The sequence below is a fragment of the Streptomyces sp. NPDC059875 genome, from assembly GCF_042731085.1.
GTDB lineage: Bacteria > Actinomycetota > Actinomycetes > Streptomycetales > Streptomycetaceae > Streptomyces.
In genome coordinates this window covers 1-12,716 of the sequence record NZ_JBHWJZ010000074.1, presented here as the reverse complement: position 1 = coordinate 12,716, position 12,716 = coordinate 1, and the positions used below count along the sequence as shown (strand labels likewise).

The 12,716-nt window shown below is 71.4% G+C and carries 12 protein-coding genes; 3 read left to right on the top strand and 9 right to left on the bottom strand.

The window, feature by feature from the left end; translation table 11 throughout:
- Positions 1-512 precede the first annotated feature (512 nt).
- The gene (gene trpS / locus ACFV9D_RS38550; RefSeq protein ID WP_385157685.1) at positions 513-1,511 is read left to right on the top strand and encodes a tryptophan--tRNA ligase; all 999 of its coding nucleotides are present in this window, start codon (positions 513-515) and stop codon (positions 1,509-1,511) included.
- On the opposite strand, the gene ACFV9D_RS38545 is transcribed toward trpS, so the two are convergent.
- The gene (locus ACFV9D_RS38545; protein WP_385157681.1) at positions 1,478-2,467 is read right to left on the bottom strand and encodes a GlxA family transcriptional regulator; all 990 of its coding nucleotides are present in this window, start codon (positions 2,465-2,467) and stop codon (positions 1,478-1,480) included. The two genes, trpS and ACFV9D_RS38545, sit on opposite strands and share 34 nt — an antisense overlap.
- 75 nt (positions 2,468-2,542) lie before the next feature.
- Here ACFV9D_RS38545 and ACFV9D_RS38540 point away from each other — a divergent pair, with 75 nt between their 5' ends.
- Positions 2,543-3,133 carry a cysteine hydrolase family protein gene (locus ACFV9D_RS38540; protein ID WP_385157678.1) on the top strand — a complete coding sequence of 197 codons (591 nt, stop codon included), beginning with the start codon at positions 2,543-2,545 and terminating at the stop codon, positions 3,131-3,133.
- A gap of 1 nt (position 3,134) precedes the next feature.
- Here ACFV9D_RS38540 and proC read toward each other — a convergent pair whose 3' ends face one another.
- The 5 genes from proC to ACFV9D_RS38515 all read right to left on the bottom strand — a co-directional run bounded on the left by proC (position 3,135) and on the right by ACFV9D_RS38515 (position 6,645).
- A complete protein-coding gene (gene proC / locus ACFV9D_RS38535; protein ID WP_385157675.1) occupies positions 3,135-3,944 on the bottom strand; it encodes a pyrroline-5-carboxylate reductase in 810 nt (269 codons plus the stop codon).
- A gap of 84 nt (positions 3,945-4,028) precedes the next feature.
- A complete protein-coding gene (locus ACFV9D_RS38530; RefSeq protein ID WP_385157672.1) occupies positions 4,029-4,766 on the bottom strand; it encodes an ABC transporter permease in 738 nt (245 codons plus the stop codon).
- Positions 4,763-5,557 carry an ABC transporter ATP-binding protein gene (locus ACFV9D_RS38525; RefSeq protein WP_385157669.1) on the bottom strand — a complete coding sequence of 265 codons (795 nt, stop codon included), beginning with the start codon at positions 5,555-5,557 and terminating at the stop codon, positions 4,763-4,765. Before ACFV9D_RS38525 ends, ACFV9D_RS38530 begins: the two co-directional genes overlap by 4 nt.
- Positions 5,558-5,725: 168 nt before the next feature.
- On the bottom strand, positions 5,726-6,262 hold the full coding sequence (locus tag ACFV9D_RS38520) for a hypothetical protein (RefSeq protein ID WP_385157666.1): 537 nt from the start codon (positions 6,260-6,262) through the stop codon (positions 5,726-5,728).
- 68 nt (positions 6,263-6,330) lie between these two features.
- Positions 6,331-6,645, bottom strand: coding sequence for an SH3 domain-containing protein (locus tag ACFV9D_RS38515; RefSeq protein ID WP_385157663.1), 315 nt, complete (start codon positions 6,643-6,645; stop codon positions 6,331-6,333).
- A gap of 154 nt (positions 6,646-6,799) precedes the next feature.
- Between ACFV9D_RS38515 and ACFV9D_RS38510 the strand changes: the two genes are divergently transcribed.
- Positions 6,800-8,944 (top strand): protein kinase, encoded by a 2,145-nt coding sequence (locus ACFV9D_RS38510; protein ID WP_385157660.1) that lies wholly within the window; start codon positions 6,800-6,802, stop codon positions 8,942-8,944.
- An 86-nt stretch (positions 8,945-9,030) separates the two neighbouring features.
- Here the strand turns inward: ACFV9D_RS38510 and ilvD are convergent, their stop codons facing one another.
- From ilvD to ACFV9D_RS38495, 3 genes are all read right to left on the bottom strand, one after another.
- Positions 9,031-10,884, bottom strand: coding sequence for a dihydroxy-acid dehydratase (ilvD, locus tag ACFV9D_RS38505; protein ID WP_385157656.1), 1,854 nt, complete (start codon positions 10,882-10,884; stop codon positions 9,031-9,033).
- A gap of 130 nt (positions 10,885-11,014) precedes the next feature.
- Entirely contained in the window at positions 11,015-11,626 is a 612-nt protein-coding gene (locus ACFV9D_RS38500; RefSeq protein ID WP_385157652.1) for a TetR family transcriptional regulator, read from the bottom strand.
- A gap of 13 nt (positions 11,627-11,639) precedes the next feature.
- A complete protein-coding gene (locus ACFV9D_RS38495; protein ID WP_385157650.1) occupies positions 11,640-12,476 on the bottom strand; it encodes a sugar phosphate isomerase/epimerase family protein in 837 nt (278 codons plus the stop codon).
- Positions 12,477-12,716 lie beyond the last annotated feature (240 nt).

Genomic DNA, 12,716 nt, shown 5'->3' with positions numbered 1-12,716 from the left:
TTCGGCCTTCCGGCGTTTCCGACTCTATCAGATCCTTTCGGGCCTGATTCCCAGTCAGAGTGGGTTGTCTTTGCGGCTGTTGGGCCGTTCCGACGAGTGAGACTTTAGCGGATTCCTTGCCTCCGACGCTAATCGGGCGGCTCGCGTTCAAACCTTCGAACGCGGATTCCTCATTTCGCAAAAACGCACGGAAAGCACGACAGCGCGATGAAGCGCTGTCAGCTTCTAGTGGGTCTTGCGGAATCGCTGTCCGGGGCCGACCGGGGTCGGTGCTCACGTCGGACAACTCGGAGAACACTACGGACCGGGCAATCCCATGTCAACCCCGGTCCTTGGGCGTACTCTCTCCGTATGACTACGCATGCGCACACCACCCAGTGGTGGGCCGCCTGACCGGCGGCCCTTACTGACGCATGCACTCAACGGCCGCCGTCCTCGGCGGCCGTTCGCGTATCCCCCTCCGGGTGTGCGGCCGACGGGTCGGCGCACAGGAGAGAGGGAGAACGAACGCGATGAAGCGGATCTTCAGCGGGGTCAAGCCCACCGGGCACCTGACGCTTGGCAACTACCTCGGGGCCGTACGGCGGTGGGTCGAGGTCGACCAGCACCGGTCCGACGCGCTGTTCAGCGTCGTGGATCTGCACGCCTTGACCGTCGAGCACGATCCGGCTCGCGTGCGGCGGCTCAGTCGGCAGGCGGCCACGCTGCTGCTGGCCGCCGGTCTGGACCCGAAGCTGTGCACGGTGTTCGTGCAGAGTCATGTGGACGAGCACGCCCGGCTCTCTTACCTGCTGGAGTGCACGGCCACCGACGGCGAGCTGCGGCGGATGATCCAGTACAAGGAGAAGGGTGCGCGGGCACGGGCCGCCGGCGAGAGCGTGCGGCTGTCGTTGCTGACGTATCCGGTGCTGATGGCGGCCGACATCCTCGCCTACGGGACCGAGGAGGTGCCGGTCGGTGAGGACCAGACGCAGCACGTGGAGCTGACGCGGGATCTGGCGGTGCGGTTCAACCAGCGGTACGGGCATGTGTTCACCGTGCCGAAGGCGACGCATCCCGAGGTGGCGGCTCGGGTGATGGATCTGCAGGACCCGGGTTCGAAGATGGGGAAGTCGCACGAGAACGGGGCCGGGATCGTCTATCTGCTGGACGACGCGGACGCGGTCCGGCGGAAGATCATGCGGGCCGTGACGGACAGCGGACGGGATGTCGTGTACGACCGGGAGGCCAGTCCCGGGGTGGCGAATCTGCTCGATCTGCTGGCCGCTTCGACGGGTGGGAACCCGGAGGCCCTGGCCGGTGTATATGAGTCGTACGGATCTTTGAAGCGGGACACGGCGGACGCGGTGGTCGAGATGCTGCGGCCGGTCCGGGAGCGGCATGCGGAGCTTGCGGCCGATCCGGGGCATGTGGACGGGGTGCTACGGGACGGGGCCGAGCGGGCCCGGGAGATGGCGCGGCCGTTGGTGGACCGGGCCTATCGGGCGATCGGGTTGTTGCCGGCCGGGTGACGGAACGCGTGGCGGTAGTCGCGCGGGCTGGTGGCGAGGTGCGAGGCGAAGTGCTGGCGCATCGTGACCTCGCTGCCGAAGCCCGCGCGGCGGGCGACTTCGGGGAGGGGATGGTCGGTGAGTTCGAGGAGTTTCTGGGCGGCGGCGACGCGCTGGGTGATGAGCCAGTGGAGAGGGGTGGTTCCGGTGGTGGCCTGGAAGTGGCGGGCGAAGGTGCGCGGGGACATACCGGCGCGGGAGGCGAGGCTCGCGACGGTGTGCGCTTCGTCGAGGTGGGCGAGGGCGTAGGAGCGGACGGCGGCCAGGGCGTCGGCGTCGCGGTCCGCGCGGGGTGTGGGGCGCTCGATGAATTGGGCCTGGGTGCCGGTGCGGAAGGGGGCGGTGACCATCGAGCGGGCGATCGTTGCTGCGACCTCGGCTCCGTGGGCTGTGCGGACGAGGTGGAGACAGAGGTCGATCCCGGCGGCGGTGCCGGCCGAGGTCCAGATACCGGAGTCCTCGACGAAGAGGGCGTCGGGCTCGACGGTGATCTGGGGGTGCCGGGTGGCGAGGGTCCCGGCGAGGTGCCAGTGGGTGACCGCGCGGCGGCCGTCGAGGAGTCCGGCCTTGGCGAGGACGAAGGCGCCTGCGCAGAGGGAGGCGACGGGGGTGCCAACGGCGTGGGCCCTGCGGAGGGCTTCGAGGACGGGGGTGGGGGTCTCGGCGTCGGGGTCCTCGATGCCGGGGACGAGGACGAGGTCGGAGGGGGTGAGTCCGTCGAGCCAGTCGAGTGTGCGGTCGGGGGTGAGGGTGAGGCCGCCGCGGAGGGTGATGGGGGTGGCCGGGTCGGCGGCGACGCGGCGGAGTTCGAAAGGAGGGACGCCGCGCATACGGCGGTCGCTTCCCCAGACCTCGGTGATGACGGAGACGTCGAAGGCGCGGATGCCGGGGAAGGCCATCAGGGCGATGCGCTGCATGCGTGGCAGTAAACCATCGATCGGTGGCTTTCTCTCCTCTGGGACGGGTGGCCTTCGGGCGGCAGCATCGTGGGCATGGAGATCGCGGAGAACGCAGCGCTGGTTGTCGTCGACGTACAGAAGGGCTTCGAGGAGGAGTACTGGGGGAAGCGGAACAACCCGGCGGCCGAGGAGAACATCGCGGCGCTGATCGATCTGTGGCAGGGGACGGGGCGGCCGGTCGTGTTCGTACGGCACGATTCGCCGGCCGAGTCGCGGTCGCCGCTGCGGGTCGGGCACGCGGGCAACGGCTTCAAGGACTTCGTCGAGGAGCGGAGGGGGAAGGGCAGCGGGCGGGAGCTGCTGGTGACGAAGAGCGTGAACTCGGCGTTCTACGGGGAGCCGTCGCTGGACGTGTGGCTGACCGGGGAGGAGATCGGGCAGATCGTCATCGTCGGGATTCAGACCAACATGTGCAACGAGACGACCGCGCGGATGGGCGGGAACCTCGGCTACGACGTGGTGTTCCCGCTGGACGCGATGCACACCTTCGACCTGGAGGGGCCGTTCGGGTGGGCCGCGTCGGCGGAGGAGCTGACCCGGGCGACGGCGGTGTCGCTGCATGGGGGACGGTTCGCCCGGGTCGTGACGACGGAGGACGTGCTGAAGGGGGCTTCGGCCGGGTAGGTCAGCCGTTGCCGGAGGCGAGTTCGCGGCTGCGGTCGCGGGCGGCTTCGAGGGCGGCGATGAGGGCGGCCCGTACGCCGTGGTTCTCCAGTTCGCGGATGGCGCTGATGGTGGTGCCGGCCGGGGAGGTGACCGCCTCGCGGAGCTTGACCGGGTGTTCGCCGCTGTCGCGGAGCATCACGGCGGCGCCGATGGCGGCCTGGACGATCAGGTCGTGGGCCTGGGCGCGGGGCAGGCCGAGGAGGATGCCGGCGTCGGTCATGGCCTCGACGAGGAAGTAGAAGTAGGCCGGGCCGGAGCCGGAGAGGGCGGTGGCGGCGTCCTGCTGGGACTCGGGGACGCGCAGCGTCTTGCCGACGCCGCCGAAGATCTCCTCGGCGTGGACGAGGTGCTCGGGGGTGGCGTGGCTGCCGCCGGAGATGACGGACATGCCCTCGTCGACGAGGACGGGGGTGTTGGGCATGACGCGGACCACGGGGGTGCCGGCGGTGAGCCGCTCCTCGATGAAGGAGGTGGGGATGCCGGCGGCGGCGCTGATGACCAGGCGGTCGGCGGTGACGTGGGGGGCGAGTTCGTCGAGGAGGCGGCCCATGTCCTGGGGCTTCACGGCGAGGATGAGGGTGTCGGCGCGCTTGGCGGCCTCGGCGTTGGTGACGGTCTCGACGCCGTAGCGGGCGTGCAGCTCTTCGGCTCGCTCGGTGCGGCGGGCGGTGACCAGAAGGTTGGCGGGGCGCCAGCCGGCCCGGATCATGCCGCTGAGGAGCGCTTCACCGATCTTGCCGGTGCCGAGGACTGCGACGGTCTGGGTCATGGCTCTGTTCACCTCGCCGGAAGGAATACGTGTCGCCATCCTCGCACCGCGCGGGTTCGCGCGGTGTGGGTGTCCGAGGGGCGGTCAGGCCGTGCGGCGGCGGAGGGTCGCCGCGCCGAGGGCGAGGACGAGCAGGGCGCAGCCGGCGACGACGAGGGCGTCGGTGACGAAGGTGCTGGTGATGTCGGGGTGCCGGAGGACCTCGTTCATGCCGTCGACGGCGTACGACATCGGCAGCACGTTGGAGATCGCTTCCAGGACGGGCTGCATCCGGTCGCGAGCGATGAACAGGCCGCAGAGCAGCAGCTGGGGGAAGATCACGGCCGGCATGAACTGGACGGCCTGGAATTCGGAGGCGGCGAAGGCCGAGACGAAGAGGCCGAGGGCGGTGCCGAGGAGGGCGTCGAGCAGGGCGACGAGGAGGAGGAGCCAGGGGGAGCCGACGACGTCGAGGCCGAGGCCCCAGAGGGCGAGGCCGGTGGCGAGGGTGGACTGGACGATCGCGAGGAGGCCGAAGGCGAGGGCGTAGCCGGCGATGAGGTCGCCCTTGCCGATCGGCATGGCGAGCAGGCGTTCCAGGGTGCCGGAGGTGCGTTCGCGCAGGGTGGCGATCGAGGTCACGAGGAACATCGTGATCAGCGGGAAGATGCCGAGCAGCGAGGCGCCGATGCTGTCGAAGGTCTGCGGGCTGCCGTCGAAGACGTACCGGAGCAGGACGAGCATCAGGCACGGGACGAGGATCATCAGGGCGATCGAGCGCGGGTCGTGGCGCAGTTGGCGCAGGACACGGGCTGCGGTGGCGAGGGTGCGGGCACTGCTCATCGCTGGGGCTCCTCAAGGCGTACGGCCGCGCGGGCGTTGGCGGCGTCGACGAGGTGGAGGAAGGCCTCCTCGACGGTGGCGGTGTCGTTGCGGCGGCGGAGGGCGTCGGGGGTGTCCTCGGCGAGGATCTCGCCCTCGCGCATGAGGAGCAGTCGGTGGCAGCGCTCGGCCTCGTCCATCACATGGGAGGAGACGAGGATCGCGGCGTCGCGCTCGTCGGCGATGCGGTGGAAGAGGTTCCACAGGTCGCGGCGCAGGACGGGGTCGAGGCCGACGGTGGGTTCGTCGAGGACGAGGACCTCGGGGGTGCCGAGGAGGGCGACGGCGAGGGAGACGCGGCTGCGCTGGCCGCCGGAGAGTCGGCCGGCGAGGGAGTCTGCGTGTGAGGCGAGGTCGACGTCGTCGATGGCCCGGGCGACCGCGGCGCGGCGGTCTTCGCGGTGGGTGCGGCCGGGGAGGAGGACGGCGGCGAAGTAGTCGAGGTTCTGGCGGACGGTGAGGTCGTCGTAGATGGACGGCGCCTGGGTGACGTAGCCGATGCGGGAGCGCAGGGCGGCGTCGCCCGCGGGGCGGCCGAGGACCTGGAGGGTGCCGGTGACGTGGGCCTGGGTGCCGACGATCGCGCGCATCAGGGTGGATTTGCCGCAGCCGGAGGGGCCGAGGAGACCGGTGATCCGGCCCGCCGGGACGGTGAAGTCGAGGCCGCGCAGGACGGTGCGGTCGCCTCGTACGGCGGTGAGGCCGTGCGCGACGATGGCCGGCTGCGCGACATCGCCGGTGTAATTCATCATGTGATGAATAATGCGCGCGGGGGTTCGGAGCGTCAAGCACTCGGGACGTCCGTAAAACGCGACGGGGCAGCCGACGGCCGGCTGCTGCTCCTGGGCACGCCGCAGGCCCGGCGGACCGGGTGGACATGGGAGGTGCCGGGCGGCTCGGGGCGGCGCTCCGGGAGGGCGCTACTTGCGCTTGGGCTTCTTGCGGGCCGCCGGGTTGCCCGCGCGGGCGCCGCGGCGCTTCTCGTACTGGGCGCGGGCCGTTTCGTACTCCGTGCGGCGCAGCTTCTCGCCCGGGGCCTCCATGAAGCTGCGGAGGAAGTAGGCGAGGAGCGAGCCGATGAAGCCGATCATCTTGAGGCTGCGGAGCGAGTCCTCGCGCGCGGGGTCGGACGGGCGGCGGACGAAGCTCTCCCAGGTCTTGCGGAAGGCGATGGCGCTGCAGATCGCGAACATCAGGACCACGAGCATGTTCACGAGGCCGCCGGTCTCGGCGATCGCCAGCCCCTGGTACGCGAACCGCAGCACGAAGCAGCCGGCCGCGGCGGCGACCAGCGCACCGGCGGCGAGGCCGACGCGGCGCAGCGTGTAGTTGCCGCTGTGGTCGACCCAGGTGGTCCCGAAGAAACGGATCTCCTCGGGCTGCGGTCCGGCGGGGGTGCCGCCGGCCGCGCCCTTGGGGGTGGTGCCGGGCTTGGCGGTCTGGTCTTCGTCGCTCACGAGGTCGATTATCCCCGGGTGTCGGCGGAAGGGGTTCAGCCGCGCATGGTCATGCTCGTGGGCTCCCCTCAGCCGCAGCGGCGGGCGACGTAGCCGTCCCTGCCGGTGTTCACGTAGGCGTCCGAGACGTACTCGCCGCTCGCGATGTTGTCCCAGATGTTCGTGGTGCCGTACGGGCCGGTGACCCACTCGCCGGGCTTCTGGCAGTAGATCGGCACGCTCACACCGACGCTCAGCACCCGCACGATCGGGTACTGGGTCCCCGGCCCGGAGCGCACATTCACGCGGTAGCCGGGCGCGACCGGATAGCGCGCCACGCTCATGGTGGTCACCCCGTCCAGCTCCGAAACCGCTGCCGCATCGCTCGTCTCGTCAACGCTCATGACGTCCTCCCCCGTTGGCGCAAAGCAATCCGCTGGAATTCACTCTCTGCGACGCGCAGGCTAGCAAGCCCCACCGACATCGCGGGTGCCATCGACTAGGCTCCGTGCGTCGCGCACGCGCGCGACTCGACGCGGAACCACACGGGGGTGGGCGATGCCGCCGTTGCGCAGTACCGGTGCCGACCGGGAAGCGGAAGGACCCGAGTACGCGGGCGGCTACCGCCTCCAGGCCGTTCTCGGCTCAGGCGGCATGGGTGTGGTGCATCTGGCCACCTCCGCCTCCGGGTTGCGGCTCGCGGTCAAGGTGGTGCACGGACAGTACGCGGAGGACCCGGAGTTCAGGGCCCGTTTCCGCCAGGAGGTGGCCGCCGCGCGCCGGGTCAGCGGCGCCTTCACCGCACCCGTCGTGGACGCCGACCCCGACGCCGTGCGCCCCTGGATGGCGACCCTCTACGTCCCCGGCCCCACCCTCGCCGACCAGGTGAAGCGGAACGGGCCCCTGTCCCCCGCCGAACTGCGGCGGCTGACGGCCGGACTCGCGGAGGCGCTGCGCGACATCCACCGGGCCGGCGTCGTCCACCGCGACCTCAAGCCGAGCAACGTGCTGCTCACCGACACCGGACCGAAGGTCATCGACTTCGGCATCTCCCGTCCGATGGACAGCGATCTGCACACGGAGACGGGGAAGCTGATCGGTTCGCCGCCCTTCATGGCGCCCGAGCAGTTCCAGCGGCCCCGCGAGGTCGGGCCGGCGGCGGACGTCTTCGCGCTCGGCTCCGTGCTGGTGCACGCGGCCACCGGGCACGGGCCGTTCGACTCCGACAGCCCGTACATCGTCGCGTACCAAGTCGTCCACGACGACGCGGATCTGACGGGGGTTCCGGAAGAGCTGGCTCCGCTCGTCGCGCGCTGTCTGGCCAAGGAGCCGACCGACCGCCCGACCCCGGCCGAGATCATGGCGGCGCTGCTGCCGCCCTCGTACGAGGCGGCGGCGTTCATACCGGCCCAGCGCCGGCCTCTCACCCTGCCCGAGTCCCCGCCCGGGCCGTCGGGGTCGTGGGACGCCGACACGCCCGTACGGGTTCCGGCACCGCGCCGCCGACGACGACGGTTCCGCCGGCAGATCACGACCGCCGCAGTCCTCGCCCTCGCCGCCGGCGGCACGGTCGTCGCGAGCCTGCTCGGTCCCGAAGACCCCGCCCCGTCCGCGCCGCACAAGGCGAACGCGGCCCAGCCGTTCTCGGGCTGGCAGACCGTACTGCCACACAGTGGCGAAGCCGCTGCCCCCACGTGTCGTCACGCCTCCGACGCGCTCTTCTGCTCCGGCCGGGGCGTCGGCGCCGTCCGCGTCGACAGCGCGACCGGACGCGTGGTCTGGTCGCACCCGTCCGGGCCCGAGGAGGAGACCCCGCCCGCCCCCTGGTTCCTTCCCGACGATCTGGTCGGCGTCGCCGGGGCGGCCGGCGGTGTCCGGACGTACGAAACGGCAGGGGGTGCGCCGGGCTGGCACACCGGCACAGCGGCTCACGTCGGACGGGCCCACCCCGCGGGTGACGCCGTGGTGTTCTCCGACGGGTCCAGCACGCTCAAGGTCGTCGACGGCGCCACCGGCAAGCAGCTCTGGCGACACGCGCTGCGTGGCCACGCCGGCCCGCGCATCGGGCCGTACGACCCGAAGTCCGGCCTGCTGACCGTGTTCGAGACCACCGCGGACGGAACACGCACACGCATCAGCGCACTGCGGCCGCGGACCGGTGAGGTGGCCTGGCAGCAGCGCCTCGACGGAGAGGTCGTCCCGGTCACCACGACCGACGACGGAGCGCTGCTCCTGGCGGCCAAGGGGCGGGACTCGCGCACCGAGACCCTCGTCCGCCACGAGCCCGCGCAAGGGGCCACGCGACGTCTCCCCCTGCCGTACCCGCTCGACGATCCGAAGATCGCCGTACGCGGCGACACCGTCTTCCTCCTCGACACCGCCGGCCGGCTCACCGCCCTCGACACCGCCGCCGGCCCCACCGGCCGCGTCCTCTGGGAGCTCGAGACCGCCGCCGGCAACGTCTCCGCGCCGGTCCTCGGGCCCGACGGACGGCTCTATCTCTCCGTGGCCGACGGGCGGTTGCTCGCCGTCGACGCCGAGCGAGGGGCGTTGCTCGGGCAGACCAGGCCGCGGCTGCGGGACGGGCGGCTCGGGTACGCGACCACCGTGCCCGCTCCCGTCGTCGCCGGGGACCGGGTGTTCGGGACCGCGCCCGACGGGTCCGTGTTCGCCGTGGACGGGCGGGACCCGGGGAGTTGGTGACCACGGGTCAGCCGTGAGGCTCCCGAGAAAGCCGAGCGGGGAGCGAGCGTTTCCGCCCACTCCCCGCACCGGTACGTCGGAAGAGGTCAGCCCAGCTTCGTCACGTCGCGCACCGCGCCCTTGTCGGCGCTCGTCGCCATCGCCGCGTACGCCCGCAGCGCCGCCGACACCTTGCGCTGACGGTTCTTCGGGGCGTAGACGCCGCCCAGCGCCTCACGGCGGGCCGCCAGGACCTCGTCGGAGACCAGCAGTTCGATCGCACGGCTCGGGATGTCGATACGGATCCGGTCGCCGTCCTCGACCAGGGCGATGGTGCCGCCCGAGGCCGCCTCCGGCGAGGCGTGGCCGATCGACAGGCCCGACGTGCCGCCCGAGAAGCGGCCGTCCGTCACCAGCGCGCAGGTCTTGCCCAGGCCCCGGCCCTTGAGGAAGGAGGTCGGGTAGAGCATCTCCTGCATGCCCGGGCCGCCGCGCGGGCCCTCGTAGCGGATGACGACCACGTCGCCGTCCTTGACCTGCTTGTTGAGGATCTTCTCGACGGCCTCCTCCTGCGACTCGCAGACGACGGCCGGGCCCTCGAAGGTCCAGATCGACTCGTCCACGCCGGCCGTCTTCACGACACAGCCGTCGACGGCCAGGTTGCCGCGCAGGACCGCGAGTCCGCCGTCCTTGGAGTACGCGTGGGCCGCGTCGCGGATGCAGCCGCCGGCCGCGTCCGTGTCCAGGGACTCCCAGCGCTCGGACTGCGAGAAGGCGGTCGCGGAGCGGACGCAGCCCGGCGCCGCGTGCCACAGCTCGACGGCCTCCTCCGACGGGGAGCCGCCGCGCACGTCCCAGGTCTCCAGCCACTCCTTGATGGAGCGGGAGTGGACGGTGTGGACGTCCTCGTTGAGGAGACCGGCGCGGTACAGCTCGCCGAGGATGGCGGGGATGCCGCCGGCGCGGTGCACGTCCTCCATGTAGTACGTGCCGCCGGGCGCCACGTTCGGCGCGACCTTGGCCAGGCACGGCACGCGGCGCGAGACCTCGTCCATGTCGGACAGGCCGTAGTCCAGCTCGGCCTCCTGGGCGGCGGCGAGCAGGTGCAGGATCGTGTTCGTCGAGCCGCCCATGGCGATGTCCAGGGCCATGGCGTTCTCGAAGGCGGCGCGGGTGGCGATGTTGCGCGGCAGGACCGAGTCGTCGTCCTCGTCGTAGTACCGACGGGTGATGTCGACGACCGTGCGGGCCGCGTTCTCGTACAGCGCCTTGCGGGCCGTGTGGGTGGCGAGGACCGAGCCGTTGCCGGGGAGGGAGAGGCCGATGGCCTCGGTCAGGCAGTTCATCGAGTTGGCCGTGAACATGCCGGAACAGGACCCGCAGGTCGGACAGGCGTTCTCCTCGATCCGGAGCATGTCCTCGTCCGAGATCTTGGGGTTCACGGCGTCGGACATCGCGTCGACCAGGTCGAGCGTGCGGACCGTGCCGTCGACCAGGATCGCCTTGCCGGACTCCATCGGGCCGCCGGAGACGAAGACCGTCGGGATGTTGAGGCGCAGGGCGGCCATCAGCATGCCGGGGGTGATCTTGTCGCAGTTGGAGATGCAGATCAGGGCGTCGGCGCAGTGCGCCTCGACCATGTACTCGACGCTGTCCGCGATCAGGTCGCGGGAGGGGAGGGAGTACAGCATGCCGCCGTGGCCCATCGCGATGCCGTCGTCGACGGCGATCGTGTTGAACTCGCGCGGGATGCCGCCGGCGGCCGTGATGGCCTCGGAGACGATCCGGCCGACGGGCTGCAGGTGGGTGTGGCCGGGGACGAACTCCGTGAAGGAGTTGGCGACCGCGATGATCGGCTTACGGCCGATGTCCGCGCCCGGTACACCGGAGGCGCGCATAAGGGCGCGTGCGCCCGCCATGTTGCGACCGTGGGTGACAGTGCGGGACCTCAGCTCGGGCATCGTCGCTCGCTCCTTGTGACGGGTGTGCTTGCTGTCGAGCGTACGCCGACGGACCAAGATCTGGACAGCGTGTCCGTATGCCGGACCCGGTGTTCAGCTTTCGGTCAGGCCGTCGGCACCGTCGTGGCGGTCAGGATTCGGTGAGGTAGCGCTGGAGGGTCGGGGCGACCATCTCCACGATCTTCTCCGGCTGGGCCGAGGCGAGCGGCTCGACCTGGATGACGTACCGCAGGATCGCGATCCCGATCATGTGGGAGGCCGCAAGCTCCGCGCGGAACTTCGGGTCCGGTACGTCGAGGTCGGCCGCGATCCGCTCCAGGAGTCGGCGCAGCACGAAGCCGCGCAGCACCTTCGCGGCCGCTTCGTGGGTCAGCGCGGAGCGGATGATCGCGAGGAGCGGGGCGCGGGTGGCCGGGTTCTCCCAGACGCCGATGAAGAACCGGGCGAGCCGTTCGCCGATGGCGTCGCGCGGCCCTTCGATGATCGCCGGGACGACGGTCGTGGGCTCGAAGGAGACCTCGATCGCGGCGGCGAACACCTCGTCCTTCGTACCGAAGTAGTGGTGCACGAGCGCCGGGTCGACATCGGCCGCCTTGGCGATGCCGCGCACGGAGGTCTTGTCGTAGCCGCGGTCGGCGAACTGCGCGCGGGCCGCCTCCAGGATGCGTTCGCGTGCGCCCGGGCCGCTCTCGTCCTCGGTACGCGACGGGCGGCCGCGGCGGCGCGGGACCGGTCCGGTCATGAACGGGAGCCGGTCATGAGCGGGGGGCCCGGGACGACGGTCTGGCCGCCGAGGCCAGGTGCAGCCGGGTGAAGGCCAGGGCCTCGGCGAGGTCGGCCTCGCGTTCGGCGGCTGACATCGCCCGGCGGGTGTTGACCTCGATGACGACGTGGCCGTCGAAGCCGGAGAGCGCGAGCCGCTCCAGGAGCTCGGCGCAGGGCTGGGTGCCGCGCCCCGGCACCAGGTGCTCGTCCTTGGCCGAGCCCTTGCCGTCGGCGAGGTGGACGTGGCCGAGGCGGTCGCCCATGCGGTCGATCATGGCGAGGGCGTCCGTGCGGGCGGTGGCGGTGTGCGAGAGGTCGACCGTGAAGTGGCGGTAGTCGTCCTTGGTGACGTCCCACTCGGGGGCGTACGCGAGCATCTCGCGGTCCTTGTACCGCCAGGGGTACATGTTCTCGACGGCGAACCGGACGTCCGTCTCGTCGGCCATCCGCCAGATGCCGGTGACGAAGTCACGGGCGTACTGGCGCTGCCAGCGGAACGGCGGGTGCACGACGACGGTGGACGCGCCGAGCTTCTCTGCGGCCGCCTGGGCGCGCTGGAGCTTGGTCCAGGGGTCCGTGGACCAGACGCGCTGGGTGATGAGCAGACAGGGCGCGTGGACGGCGAGGATCGGGACCTGGTGGTAGTCCGAGAGCCGGCGCAGGGCCTCGATGTCCTGGCTGACCGGATCGGTCCACACCATGACCTCGACGCCGTCGTAGCCGAGGCGCGCGGCGATCTCGAAGGCCGTCGCCGTCGACTCCGGATAGACCGAGGCCGTCGACAGGGCGACCTTCGCATCCGGGATGCGCACCACTGGTTCTGCCACGAAGGACAGGGTACGGGGCGGGACAGGGGCCCGGGGAGGTGGTTCCGGTCACGCCGCGGCGCCCAGGGGCGGGGCGCGGGGGCGCCGGGCGGGGTCCACGCGCGCGTGGGGGCGGGTCGTCGTCCACGCGCGCGTGGGGGGCGTGGGGGCCGGGGGGGGGGCCCCCCCCCCCCCCCCAGCCACCCCACCACCCCACCCCGGACACGATCTAAAAAACAAGCCACCACCCACAAGGCCGGG

What these genes read in the sequence shown, in the direction of transcription:
- trpS (WP_385157685.1), top strand. Translation starts at nt 513, where the DNA reads ATGAAGCGGATCTTCAGCGGGGTCAAGCCCACCGGGCACCTGACGCTT.
- ACFV9D_RS38545 (WP_385157681.1), bottom strand. Translation starts at nt 2,467, where the DNA reads ATGCAGCGCATCGCCCTGATGGCCTTCCCCGGCATCCGCGCCTTCGAC.
- ACFV9D_RS38540 (WP_385157678.1), top strand. Translation starts at nt 2,543, where the DNA reads ATGGAGATCGCGGAGAACGCAGCGCTGGTTGTCGTCGACGTACAGAAG.
- proC (WP_385157675.1), bottom strand. Translation starts at nt 3,944, where the DNA reads ATGACCCAGACCGTCGCAGTCCTCGGCACCGGCAAGATCGGTGAAGCG.
- ACFV9D_RS38530 (WP_385157672.1), bottom strand. Translation starts at nt 4,766, where the DNA reads ATGAGCAGTGCCCGCACCCTCGCCACCGCAGCCCGTGTCCTGCGCCAA.
- ACFV9D_RS38525 (WP_385157669.1), bottom strand. Translation starts at nt 5,557, where the DNA reads ATGATGAATTACACCGGCGATGTCGCGCAGCCGGCCATCGTCGCGCAC.
- ACFV9D_RS38515 (WP_385157663.1), bottom strand. Translation starts at nt 6,645, where the DNA reads ATGAGCGTTGACGAGACGAGCGATGCGGCAGCGGTTTCGGAGCTGGAC.
- ACFV9D_RS38510 (WP_385157660.1), top strand. Translation starts at nt 6,800, where the DNA reads ATGCCGCCGTTGCGCAGTACCGGTGCCGACCGGGAAGCGGAAGGACCC.
- ilvD (WP_385157656.1), bottom strand. Translation starts at nt 10,884, where the DNA reads ATGCCCGAGCTGAGGTCCCGCACTGTCACCCACGGTCGCAACATGGCG.
- ACFV9D_RS38500 (WP_385157652.1), bottom strand. Translation starts at nt 11,626, where the DNA reads ATGACCGGACCGGTCCCGCGCCGCCGCGGCCGCCCGTCGCGTACCGAG.